This window comes from Teredinibacter waterburyi, from assembly GCF_001922985.1.
In the GTDB taxonomy this organism is placed as follows: domain Bacteria; phylum Pseudomonadota; class Gammaproteobacteria; order Pseudomonadales; family Cellvibrionaceae; genus Teredinibacter; species Teredinibacter waterburyi.
On sequence record NZ_MRUH01000045.1, the window covers coordinates 22610 to 35242 of the forward strand.

The window sequence follows — 12633 nt, forward strand, 5'->3', positions numbered from 1 at the left end:
ATTTTTCTTTACCTAAAACTAAAAGCAATGATAAAAAGCGAAAACAAATATCCGTAGAGCGATATTTGTTTTCGCTTAACGCCTTTAGCTAACGACGGCTTCTTGTCTATCTTCGCTATTAACGGCTGTTATCGGCTTGCCATCCATATCGACAATCGTCGCAGGCTCAATCGTTGTTTCAGTTTCGTCAGGATCTGGATCACCGCCTTCATACTCCTCCAAAAAGGTTAATAACTGTTCGCGGTAACGGTAATAGTCGGGGTGTTTGAGTAGCTGTTTGCGCGTGCGCGGGCGCGGTAAGTTTACTTCCATAATCTTGCCAACTTTTGCGTTGGGCCCGTTTGACATCATTACCACACGGTCAGCGAGTAGAATCGCTTCGTCAACGTCGTGGGTTACACAGATTGCGGTAACTTGCGTTCGCTTCCATACCTCCATTAACACTTCTTGTAGTTCCCAGCGGGTAAGCGAATCGAGCATGCCGAAGGGCTCGTCGAGTAAAAGTAGTTTTGGTGATAATGCAAAGGCGCGGGCAATACCAACGCGTTGCTTCATGCCGTTGGAAAGTTCACAGGCTTTTTTATCCATTGCATCGGAAAGCCCCACGCGAGAAAGATAATACTCAACAATTTCTTTACGTTCTTTACGGCTGCCATGAGGGTAAACCTTGTCAACGCCGAGCAGCACATTTTCGCGCGCTGTTAACCATGGGAATAAACTCGGTGCCTGGAATACCACACCGCGATCCGGCCCCGCTCCGGTTACTTCACGGCCGTCGAGAATAACGCCGCCACCACTAATTTCATTCAGCCCAGCGACCATCGAAAGCACCGTGGACTTGCCACAACCAGAGTGCCCGATTAGGGAAATAAATTCGCCTTTTCGAAGTTTAAGGTCAAAGCCGTCAACCACCGTTAGCGGCCCCTTGGGGGTGGGATAAATTTTTGTAACCTGTGAAAATTCTACGTAACGATCGAGATGTGCCGTGTGTACCTTGGCGGCAGCGCGGGCTGCGTCGTTTGGCAGTTCTGCTGCTGGTTCTTGTGGAACTGTCGCATTCGTCGCTTTTGGTGCTGCGGTATTTGGTGTTAAATCGGGTAGATCGAGCGAGTCGTCGGCGTTACTTGCCGCCATGCCAACTTTCATTAGATATTCGGTGATTTCTTTGCGCAAACGTATAAATTCGGCATCGTGATTCATGGCGGTACGTTCACGTGGTCGTGAAATGTTGATCTTGAATTCTGGGCCTAAACTAGCGCGTGGCCCAGGGTTTAGTGGAATAACGCGATCGGCAAGCAAAATGGCTTCATCCACATCGTTGGTAATCAGCACGATGGTTTTCTTTTCGATTTGCGAAATCTCTTCAATCTCGTCTTGTAGTTTTGCGCGGGTAAGCGCATCTAACGCCGACAGCGGCTCGTCCAGTAGAATTACTTCGGGTTGCATGGCTAAGGCGCGAGCCACGGCAACACGTTGACGCATACCGCCGGAGAGTTCTGCTGGGCGTCTGTCGGCCGCGTGCGATAAACCCACCATGTCGATGTAGTGACGAATATGCTCGTCTCGTTTACTTCTTGACCAGCTGCCAAATACTTGGTTTACCGCTAGCGCAATATTGCCGTAGACCGTGAGCCAGGGCATTAACGAGTAGCTTTGAAAAACAATGCCGCGTTCTGGACTCGGCCCTGACACCGGTTTTCCTTTGAAAAGAACTTCGCCGGAGTCTGGGCTGATTAACCCCGCTATCGACGAAATAAGCGTGGTTTTTCCACTGCCGGAAAAACCTACAATGGCGACAAATTCACCGTCTTCAATATTTAAATTTAAATCTTTTAACACTTCAGTAACATCGGCGCCGTTACCGTAGCTCTTGCTCATATTTTTCAATTCTAGAAATGCCATGCTACTTCCTCGATTAATACTTCTTCCTCGATTAATGTTTGTCGCCGAATGTAAATAGATTTTGCAAAGTAAACATAATGCGATCGAGCAAGAATCCAATAATGCCAATAGTTAACACTGCAACCATAATGCGGCCGAGTGAGTTGGAGCTGCCATTCTGGAATTCATCCCAGACGAATTTCCCCAGGCCTGGGTTTTGTGCGAGCATTTCGGCGGCGATTAGTACCATCCAGCCAACACCCAGCGATAGTCTTAATCCGGTAAAAATCAGTGGCAGAGACGAGGGTAAAACCAGCTTGGTAATTTTGGTGAACCAGCCTAGTTGCAATACTTTGCCCACGTTCATTAAATCTTTGTCGATCGAAGCAACGCCAAGCGCTGTATTGATTAGTGTCGGCCAAAGCGAGCACAAGGTGACGGTAATGGCGGAGTTTAAGAAAGATTTACTAAACCACGAATCGTCAGACGTTACATAGGTCGCACTTACCACCATGGTTACAATGGGTAGCCATGCCAGCGGAGAGACCGGTTTGAATAATTGAATGATTGGGTTCATTGCGGCGCTAAACGTCGTGCTAAGACCGCAGAATATACCTATAGGAACGGCGAATATCGTCGCGATAAAAAAACCCATGAAGACGGTTTTAATACTGGTCCATATTTGATCGATATAGGTGGGTGATCCGGTATAGTCACGCCATTTTATTTTGTCTGTCTTACCTTGTTGTTCATATTTTTCATTGCGTTTCTCTTGGCGCTCATAAAATGCATTTTGTTTTTCGCGCTGAGCCTTGTGGTCGCCCCAAAGGCCGGTGGCCTGATGGTAGACTTCTACTGGGCCGGGAATGGTTCCAAGGCTGGTCACAACTTTACTGGAGAGCTGTCCCCACAGCGCTAGAAATACAACAAAAGCAACAATAGGAATACCGACCACCATCCATAACTGCTTTAACTGCTCTTTTGGGTCTTCACCGGCCGCTAGGCGCACTAGCGGCACGAACCATGTCAGCCCAGATACCTGCAGAAAATGAATAAATTTATTTATCATGACTAAAGCCTGTTTATGCTCGTTAATGTAAAAATGGATTTTCATTTGCTGCGAGCTACGATTGCTTTTGCTCGCAGCAAATGAAATTGGTGATTATTTCTTTTTAGTGATGCCTGTACCGGTAACGACATCGCCAGACTTTAAGCCGATGGGGAACTTGGCAATATAGTCATTTGGCTTTTTACCGTTGTATACAATGTTGTCGATAAAGTGAGTTTGTGGGTCGCGGTAGCCATCTGAACCAAACGGGAAGTCAGCTTTCGCTACCTTGCCTTCTTTGATAAGAAGCTCAGCTGCCTGCATATAGATCTCTGGCTTATACACTTGCTTGGCAACGTCCTGATACCAACTGTCGGGTTTGTCGTCGGCGATCTGTCCCCAGCGACGCATTTGTGTCAAGTACCAAATAGCATCTGAATAGTAGGGGTAGGTCGCAAAGTAACGATAGAATACGTTGAAGTCTGGTACTTCACGCTTGTCACCTTTTTCGTATTCAAATGTGCCTGTCATAGAGTTGGCGATAACGTCATAATCTGCGCCGACGTAGTTGGGTTTAGACAGAATTTTTACTGCTGCGGGGCGATTGGCATTGTCGTTTTCATCTAACCATTTAGCCGCACGAATAAGTGCTTTTAAGACGGCTAAGTGAGTGTTGGGATATTTTTCTGCCCAGTCATTGGAAACGCCGAATACTTTTTCTGGGTTGTTTTTCCAAATTTCGTAGTCAGTTACAACCGGTACGCCAATACCTTTAAATACCGCCTGCTGGTTCCATGGTTCGCCTACGCAGTAACCGTAGATAGTGCCAGCCTCCATAGTTGCGGGCATTTGTGGTGGTGGCGTTACCGAGAGCAAGGTGTCGGCGCCAATTTGACCTACAGTGCCGGAAGCGCCTGGGCCATAAAACCCTGGTTGCAGTCCGCCAGCTGCCAGCCAGTAGCGCAATTCATAGTTGTGTGTCGATACCGGAAAAACCATTCCCATATTGAATGGCTTGCCTTCGGATTTATATTTTTCAACAACAGGTTTCAGTGCGCTCGCGCTAATTGGGTGTACGGGTTTGCCATCCTTATGCGGAATATTTTTCTTCATTTGGCTCCAGATATCGTTGGAAACTGTAATGCCGTTGCCGTTTAAATCCATGCTGAAGGCGGTAATAATATGCGCTTTAGTCCCATAGCCAATGGTTGCGCCCAGTGGTTGTCCTGCGAGCATATGTGCTCCGTCAAGCTTCCCGTCGATTACGCCATCGAGTAAAACTTTCCAGTTTGCTTGTGCCTCTAAGGTTACGAATAAACCTTCGTCTTCAAAAAAGCCCTGCTCGTAGGCGATTGCGAGTGGTGCCATATCGGTAAGCTTAATAAAACCAAAAGTGAGTTCGTCTTTTTCCAGTTCTAATTCGGCGGCGATACTATTACTTGATGTGCTAAATAAAAACGCAGCAGTGAATATACTTGCTGATAGCCGCGATAATTTTTTATAGACAGATTTTTGTTCAAACATATGTGGCCCCAAAACGTTGTTGGTTGGTCCCGAAAGGCTGCAGTGCAGCAAGTTAGTTAAGCGTTGTTAGAGTAAGCATCGCTATATTACATAGCCGACACGCTCCGTTTTTCTTATCGCAAAACCCTTGCCACATTTGTTTTTTTATTAAAAAGTTATTTTATTTCAATTAATTAGCCGATAAATCTCTGAGTAAACCTATTCTTAGATGATGGAATTTAAAAAATAGGCGCACAGTTATGGGGATAAGGTGCGCCATTACTGACTCATTTTTACCCGTAAAAATCTATTTTTGTCGATGTGTAGCGATGCTTTTTTGCGTCATTGCGGTGCGGGGTCGCTGCAGGAACGGGCGCTGAGGGAATATCTAACGGTTAAGATGGCGCTTTATATTTTCGTTGCGCGCCTTTTTGGAACCTACAGTTTTGTTTTTATTTCGAAGTGGGAGAAATTAAAAGCGAGGTTGCTGATAATAGCAGGAAGGCATGAAGCGGATACTGAAACAGGGTGAGTTAAATGCCCAAGGTTCTGTTGTGGGAAAGAACCTTGGGCAAAAAGCGAGAAGCTTTTTGGTCGGTGCGGGCTGTGTAATCCAGTGTGTGGGTTTACACCAAGCTAAATGCTACGCGTCGCTTGTTGAGGTCTGCGCTGGATACTTTTACTTCCACTTCGTCGTCAAGATGATAAGTGGTCTCGCCAACCGTGATGGTCATGCGTTTCGCGTCGAAGGATTTCTCCTGCTTTTTCGGGAATAGCACAAACCCGTCTAAACCTAAATCGAGCAGGCGGCAGCCGAAGCCTTGCTGGGTAACGATTCGAATTTTCGCCAAACCTTGTGTGCCAATTTGAGTTTGTGCGTACTGGCTAATTAACCACTGGGTAAGTTCGCGGTCGGCTTTACGTGTTTCGTCAATACTGGCGCGTAGACGTTCAAGACTTGCGTCATTTAATGGCGTAAACGTGGACTTCGTTAAACAACTGCGTAACGCCCAGTGGTTGTATAAATCGGCAAAGCGGCGAATTGGTGATGTTACTGTGGCGTAGGCGCTTAGACCCATACCCATATGTGCATCGCCTCGCAGGCTTAATTCACTGGTGGGCATCATGCGTCGTAGCGGTAGTTCCAGGTGTGCTTTATCTGGGTTGTTGCTGAGCGACTTAAAAAAGGCGAGGTAGCCATCTAGGGTGGAGATGTCGGTCTCAGGCGTTATTTCTTCCTCTTTAAGCAAGGCGTTAACTTCGCCGATACGGTCGCTGCGGAAACCACTGTGAACGCTGTGTAGTCCTTTACCTTTGCTGGCGAGTAATTGTCCGGCGCAGAAATTGGTTGCGACCATGGCTTCTTCGACAATTTGATGGGCAAGACTTTTAGTGCGCGGAGACATTCCGACAATTTTACCCTTATCGTCCAACTGAATATCGTAATCGAGCTGATCGCGGCTCACCATATTGTGTGTTTTACGGTAGTTGATACGCGCTTTGGCAATTGCCGCTAGCTGTTCAAGCATGGCGATATGCTGTTCTGGAACTAATGCAAGGTCGTTATTTTCCAAGGCATCGGCTACACCTTGGTAGCTAAGTTTGGCGTGGTTCTTAATCGTCGCAAAGCTAAATGCGTTCGCGATGATCTCTCCGTCGCTATTGATATCGAGCTTACAAATCAATGCGGCGCGAGGCTCGTCTTGAACCAGAGAAAAACAGTCGTGAGAAAGTGGTTTGGGCAACATTGGACAGGCGCCACCAGATAGGTAGGTGCTTTGGCCTGCATATTGGGCGCTGGTGGCGAGAGCCGAGCCCTGCTCGATAAATGCGGTTGGATCGGCAATAGCAACTAAGAGGCGGTAGTGTTGCTGGCCATCTTTTTCAAATACTTCTACTGCGAGCGCGTCGTCCATATCTTGTGTGGTGGCGGCATCGATGGTCACGAACGGAATATTGGTTAAATCTTCACGTTCGGCTTGCCATTCAGATAGCTTCAGCGAGCCGATAATCGTATTCATTTGCTTGTCGATGGCGTCGTTAGTGCGGTTGCTTAGCTGGTATTTTGCCGCGATGTAATTGCGTTCGAAGTAGGGGGAATCGGGCTGGCCAATGCTTTCGAGTACTTTTACGAGGGCTTTGCCATCTTTATAAGGGTGCTGGGTAAGACGTGCGACAACGCGATCGCCATCTTGGTTGCGACCACGCGCTTTTGGTGGAACGAATAGCCAGCGACTGTGCTGAGCGGTTTTGCCCTTGCTGCGATCTTCCAGCGGTTCAACAAAATGCGTTTTGCCGCGAACGTGGTAAACCCCTACAAAAGTGTCGACGGCGGGCTCTAGCAATTCTTCTAAGTTGGCTTCCAGCTGGTCTTTATCATTCTTGGTTAGGCATACCTTTACACGGTCTCCGGGAATGAGTCGTTCCATTTTGTCGGGTGCAAGGAAAGCATCTCTACTGTCGTCTAAACGGACAAATCCAAATTTCCGGCCGGTTCCGGCGACGGTACCTTCGGCAAATTCCTTGGAGGCGTGAATGTCGGATTTAAGTTGAGAAAGTTGGGAGAGAATAGACTTATCAAGCATTGCGCGAGGTTCCGATTAAGGCAAAGCGAGGGATTCTAACAGAAATGCAGTATAACTAAATGAAGTTCGCCGCTTGTATCGCAAAACCGGCGTCAAGCCTCCAAAAAGGGCGGTTGGATCATGATTTCGGCCGGCTAAATCGTAGTTAGCTATAACAGGCATAGGTATTCAGGCTAATATCTATGCTATATAAGGTGACAGCTGATACCCAGCTGGGAGACGAATCCATGGTCGTGGTAGTACTACTAAAAGAATCGCTCAGGTCGTTGGCGCTGTTATTGGGGGCTTTTATGCTGCTGATGCCCGCTCTGGTGGTTGGCGAGGGGCAAACTGCTACCGATGTACAGAAACTGGAGCCAAGCCCCGCGCCTAGTGTGTTGTTGTTAGCCGAAATTCAACAAGCGGAAAATGTAGATTTAAAGCAGGTTGTTTCCGAGCCCCTGCCAACGCCAGATGCCGACGTTGGTAGTGCACAAACTCCGAACGAAGACGGAGCTCCGGCCGCCGATGGAGAAGCCATTTCAAAAGATGCGGTTAGCGATCAAATGCAATCTGCACGTGAGGCCGTCGCTAGTGGAACCGCCTCGGACTCATCCGCTACGACACCTACGCCCGAGTATTCCGGCCCCGCTTATTTGCCCAACGAGGAAGAAGAGGCTCGCCTTGCTGCCGAGGGCAAGTATCGCCCGCCATTAGTCATTTTGGGCACGGAGGTTCTGCCAGGGACTTCGACCCGACTTGGTTGGTCGCCCAATGTCTCGTTTTTGGGTATTGCTGCGCCCACGCCGGTATTAGTAGTCAACGGCGTCAATCCTGGGCCGACGCTGTGTTTGACCAGTGCTATTCATGGTGACGAGCTTAATGGCATCGAGATCGTTCGCCATGTGCTGTATAGCATTGATGCCAAGGAGCTTTCCGGCACCGTGATTGGCGTGCCGATTGTAAACTTGCAGGGATTTCGTCGCTCTTCGCGCTATTTACCAGATCGACGCGACTTGAATCGCTATTTTCCGGGTAACAATAATGGCAGTTCGGCATCGCGGATTGCCTATTCATTTTTTAACGAGGTGATCTCCCATTGCGATCTGTTGGTCGACCTGCACACAGGCTCATTCCATCGTACGAACTTGCCGCAGCTACGTGCGAATCTGGCCGTAGAAGAAGTCGCCGATCTCACCAAAATGATGGGCTCTATCGTGGTAGTACACAGCAGTGGCGCCAAGGGCTGTTTGCGTCGAGCGGCGGTAGAGGCGGGAATTCCAGCGGTTACCTTAGAAGCAGGACAGCCACACCAATTGCAAAAAACGGCGGTAAACCACGGTATTAAGAGCGTCGAAACCTTGCTTGATACATTGAAAATGCTCAAGCGGCGCGCGTTTTGGGAGCTGAAAAGTGAGCCCGTCTACTACCAGTCACACTGGGTTCGAGCCCGCGAGGGTGGTGTATTGCTGAGTGAGGTTGAGTTAGGTGACAAGGTGCGTTTGGGGGATTTACTGGGGGTGGTTAGCGACCCGATTACCAATATGCGCAGTGAGATTCGTGCACCTTATAACGGCAGAATCATCGGTATGGCGTTAAACCAGGTTATCTTCCCTGGGTTTGCCGCTTATCACATTGGCTTACAGTCGTCGGCAGAAGCCGCTGCGGAAACGCCACCGGATGAAGGCGACGATAGTATCCTCACGCCGAGTAATGGTCTCGAATCGATTCCGGACCCAGACCCAAGCGATGAACGTCTTTACGAGGACTCGTAGTTTTACTGCGTAACTTTTTTTCTAAGGAATGGGTTTCTAAGGAATGGGTTTGCAAGAGATCGGGTTATAAGAGACTGCGGGTGTAAGAGACGGGGCGGGAAGGGAAGTGGCTCAAGCTGTGCGTAAAGCCGCCAGCTTGAGCCAAAGTAATAACGTCTATTATTGACTTATTTCAATACGGGGAGATGGATCCGAACCGGCTCTTTTTTCTTCACCCAAGGCAGTTCATGCCAAGAGGTGGAGCGATCGTACTTGAACAGGCTACGCATGCTGTCGCCATCAGCCCAGAAGAAGTTGTCTGGGTCGCGCCAACTCATAAACCAAACCCACTCGGGTTGCTCGTCTAACATTTCGGTCGTCGGGAAGCCACCCACTTCGCCAAGCGCAATTGGCTTGCCGTCGGCAAGTTCAACCAGCTGCTGATAGTTTTCTTTATCGTAGCGCTTTGAATAGACATCGGTAGCGAGAACATCCACTACATCGGCACCTGGGTAAAATAGCTTGTAGTCAGGCACTCGGTCTTTTACTTCGTTGGCGTTAAACACCCAAATCAAATTGTCTAGCTTGTGAAAGTTAACCAAGCGATCAAACATCATTCTCCAAAGTTTTGCGTAGCCTTCTGGACCCTGACGGTATCCCCACCAAAACCAAAAACCATTCATTTCATGGTATGGCCGCCAAAGTACTGGAACGTGGGCGTACTGCAGTTGCTTAAGGTGCCAGGCAATAACGTCGACTTGCGACTTCCAGCGCTCGTTAAGCTCTGTGCCTGGGGTGGTCATCTCTTGCCACTGGGCATCGGTAAGTTTTGATTGAATGGCGTTTTCAAAGGTGTTGGGTTCATCCATTGTTGGCGGTACGGCATGCCACATAATCGTGTTGATAAAACCCTGTTCGTGGCGACGAATAGCCTCGTCCACAATATTCTGGCGAAAGTTGATGCCATCCCAAGAGCCAGGCTCGCTAAAGCCAAAATCCTGTCCAAAAATAGCGGGGTATTCTCCGGTTTGCTTGTGCATACCCATCATACGGTTGGAGCCGTTTAGGGGCGCGTTGTGTTGTCCGGTAAGAATCTTTTTGCCCTGTATCTTATAGAGGTACGCGAGCAACTCTTTTACTTCCTTCGAAGCGTTAGGTGTAACCGGTTTAGAATTCGCTGCTAAAACTTGGCTGTTTAAGCAAATTACGGCGACAACAAACAGCGCGAGGCTGGATCGCCATTTAAGGTTTTTCATGTTTCTCTCCTAGATTTTTCTTGTTGGGTGCTTTTTTTGGATAAATTTTGGGGTCAATAAAGTTCCGATGTAATTCTAGCAGGCTCAGGAGAATCTAGAGTCAACAATTACGCCAACTCGAATTTTAGGTGTTGAGCCCCCCAACGCGACGAACTGCAGTTTGCTTAAGACGAGTGGGTGTGACGCTAAAATCAACTACGGCTATACTTCTAACGTATGAGTAAATAATGATCACTTTAGAAATTACTGGGTCCCAGTTCACAATTTGATAGCAAAAAAACGTGAATAAGCTCTCAACTAGATTGATTTGAACTAAGACTATAGTTTTAGTTTGCTAGTGGTTTATCTGCGTATATAGTACCAGTATGCCTGAGCTGTATCTGGCGAAAGAACTCGAAAAAACACAGTAGTACGGGCGAATTTAGATCCGAATGTGTAAAGGGGCGGAGAGCCTAACCTGTCCAACTGAAGAGAGATTACAGTGATTATGTACCAACGTGAATTCAACAAAACACTACCGAGGGCAAGCCGCAGTACAGAAAATGCTGGCTTTACTCTGGTGGAATTATTAATAGCAACGGTGATTGTAGGCATTATCGCGGCTTTTGCAGTGCCGTCATATTCTGGCTATGTGGATCGCAGCAAGATGCGCAGCGCGCAAGCCGATCTGATCGCGCTTAGCGTCAATATAGAAAACGCATATCAGCGTCTTTTGGCCTACCCCGTGATTACCGCAAGTGAAGACCTAGCAGCAAAGTATTCCGGCTGGCGGCCAACGTCAGAAAACTTCACCTACAGTGCTGTTTCGACGGCAACGGCTTATACCCTTACCGCGACTGGGGTTGGTAATTTTAGCGGCTGTACCATCAGCATTAATCAAAACAATGTACGTTCAACCTCGAGCTGTAAGTTCGGTAGTGGAGATTGGATATGAAATTAGGTCGTTCGGTAAAGCGTCAACTGGGTGTAACCCTAATTGAGCTAATGATTACTACGGCAATTATGGCGGCTATGTCATTGGTGAGTATGGCTTTCGGCACTGGCTGGGTTACCGAAAACCGTCTTATCGAAGCCGAGAATCAATTGGTTGTTGCCTTTGATAAAGCTAAATCAACGGCTCTACGCAATCGTTACGGCAAGGTAGGTGGCTCGGCGGCTTCTACTGTTTGCCTGAGCAACCAAATTATAAGTGTACATGAGGCGACCAGCGCTGCGGCGGCGAGCTGTGCCACCACCGCAATTTGGCAAGCCGATTTGCACGAACGTATTTCAGTATCGGCGGGAGGCACTTCGCTTTCATGCTTATGTGTTACTAGCAAGGCGGAGCTTACCGCTACAGGCTGTGGCAGTTGTGCCACGACGACTTCTTTAAATTTAACAATGGGTAATGACAATGTCTCTATTTCGCTGCTCTAGCCAACATCAACGTCGACGCGGATCTTCGGCGGGTATGGATACGCTTAGCCGAGTTCGTGGCGATATTTTAATCGAGTCGTTAATTGGCATGTTGCTTTTTGGTATAGCCGGGATGGGAGCTTCCTATATTTCGTCCAGTGTTTCGGTTAGCCAAAAAGATATGAAAGTACAGGATTTAGTGGTAACTGAAATGCGCAGTCGAGTTATGAATCGCACCAGTGCTAGCGAGTACTGCGATGGTTCGGCAATAGCTCCAGTAACGGTCGCCGGGACAGAAATTGCGGTTACAGCAACTTGTAATACGGTCTCGGCTACAGTCAATAGTGTATCTATCGCTAACATCTCTGCGCCGATCACCTTAAATGCAACCATAGAGTCGCTGGGCGATGTTCGCGTCGGTCAGGCTGCACAGCAAAATTAATCTGGCCTAAATTAGGGACTATAGTTATTGGGCGCTAGTTTGTGAGTGTGCAATAAAGAGCGTAATAACGGCCATTGTTGGTTTAGATAAATGTCCTTGGTGATGAGGCTGGATCCATAGATGGAAAAAATGTTTCAAAAGCAGCGTGGCGCTTCCCTAATCAGTTTGATGATTGGCGTGTTGGTGTCGATGTTGTGCATTCTTGGCACTATGGTCATGCATAAAAGTTTGATTCAGGTGTCAGTGGAAGCGAAAACCGATGCGGAACACGATTCCAGAGTTGCGAGCGCGATGTTGCGTTTACAGCTTGGCTTGCAGAATGCTGGCTATGGGATCGACAACGCGGGCGCTGATGATGTTGTAGTGGCATACAGTGGTACTACGCGTGATTTACTTTGGCGTTACCTCGACGCAGATAGCGGCAATATGACTTGTCGCGGCGTACGCGAAGTCACCTACACCGATGCAGACTCGGGCATTGCCGGTCGAAATTTAGTGAAATTAGGCGCATCGTCTGGTTGTACCGAAACAGCAACGCTGACGGATTTAAGCTGGACGAGTGGCGATTCGATAGCGAAGTTTCGCAACCAAGCCAACCCGATATTTAATTTTTCGGTGGGTATTGCCGCTTGCGCCCCCTATGGATTAGGTGTGTCGGAAAACCATCTGATTGTCACGGTAATGGCACCAAGTAGTGCTGTGCTGGCAAACACAGAAGAGGGACTTAATAACATCGACCAGACGAGTTTTGCTTTTTGTCTGACCAACACTCGGCTGTAAATGCGAGTGG

The 12633-nt window shown here is 48.2% G+C and carries 10 protein-coding genes; 5 read left to right on the top strand and 5 right to left on the bottom strand.

Features of this window, described 5'->3' with window-relative positions:
• Positions 1-84 precede the first annotated feature (84 nt).
• From IDZ20_RS04965 to IDZ20_RS04980, 4 genes are all read right to left on the bottom strand, one after another.
• A complete protein-coding gene (locus IDZ20_RS04965) occupies positions 85-1902 on the bottom strand; it encodes an ABC transporter ATP-binding protein (RefSeq protein WP_188150327.1) in 1818 nt (605 codons plus the stop codon).
• A 31-nt stretch (positions 1903-1933) separates the two neighbouring features.
• Positions 1934-2947, bottom strand: a complete 1014-nt coding sequence (locus IDZ20_RS04970; RefSeq protein WP_188150412.1) for an ABC transporter permease — start codon at positions 2945-2947, stop codon at positions 1934-1936.
• Between the two features lie 96 nt (positions 2948-3043).
• The gene (locus tag IDZ20_RS04975; RefSeq protein ID WP_188150328.1) at positions 3044-4453 is read right to left on the bottom strand and encodes a CmpA/NrtA family ABC transporter substrate-binding protein; all 1410 of its coding nucleotides are present in this window, start codon (positions 4451-4453) and stop codon (positions 3044-3046) included.
• Between the two features lie 605 nt (positions 4454-5058).
• Entirely contained in the window at positions 5059-7017 is a 1959-nt protein-coding gene (locus IDZ20_RS04980) for a VacB/RNase II family 3'-5' exoribonuclease (protein ID WP_188150329.1), read from the bottom strand.
• Between the two features lie 182 nt (positions 7018-7199).
• Between IDZ20_RS04980 and IDZ20_RS04985 the strand changes: the two genes are divergently transcribed.
• On the top strand, positions 7200-8771 hold the full coding sequence (locus IDZ20_RS04985; RefSeq protein WP_245792124.1) for a succinylglutamate desuccinylase/aspartoacylase family protein: 1572 nt from the start codon (positions 7200-7202) through the stop codon (positions 8769-8771).
• A 167-nt stretch (positions 8772-8938) separates the two neighbouring features.
• On the opposite strand, the gene IDZ20_RS04990 is transcribed toward IDZ20_RS04985, so the two are convergent.
• Positions 8939-10006 (bottom strand): glycoside hydrolase family 26 protein, encoded by a 1068-nt coding sequence (locus IDZ20_RS04990; protein ID WP_188150330.1) that lies wholly within the window; start codon positions 10004-10006, stop codon positions 8939-8941.
• A gap of 487 nt (positions 10007-10493) precedes the next feature.
• Between IDZ20_RS04990 and IDZ20_RS04995 the strand changes: the two genes are divergently transcribed.
• The 4 genes from IDZ20_RS04995 (at position 10494) to IDZ20_RS05010 (ending at position 12623) form a co-directional block, all read left to right on the top strand.
• On the top strand, positions 10494-10940 hold the full coding sequence (locus IDZ20_RS04995) for a type IV pilin protein (RefSeq protein WP_188150414.1): 447 nt from the start codon (positions 10494-10496) through the stop codon (positions 10938-10940).
• Complete coding sequence (locus IDZ20_RS05000; protein WP_188150331.1) at positions 10937-11422, top strand: pilus assembly FimT family protein; 486 nt, start codon at positions 10937-10939, stop codon at positions 11420-11422. The genes IDZ20_RS04995 and IDZ20_RS05000 overlap by 4 nt, the downstream gene beginning before the upstream one ends.
• Positions 11400-11843 (top strand): hypothetical protein, encoded by a 444-nt coding sequence (locus IDZ20_RS05005; protein WP_188150332.1) that lies wholly within the window; start codon positions 11400-11402, stop codon positions 11841-11843. The genes IDZ20_RS05000 and IDZ20_RS05005 overlap by 23 nt, the downstream gene beginning before the upstream one ends.
• Positions 11844-11963: 120 nt before the next feature.
• A complete protein-coding gene (locus IDZ20_RS05010) occupies positions 11964-12623 on the top strand; it encodes a PilW family protein (protein ID WP_188150333.1) in 660 nt (219 codons plus the stop codon).
• Positions 12624-12633: the final 10 nt, after the last annotated feature.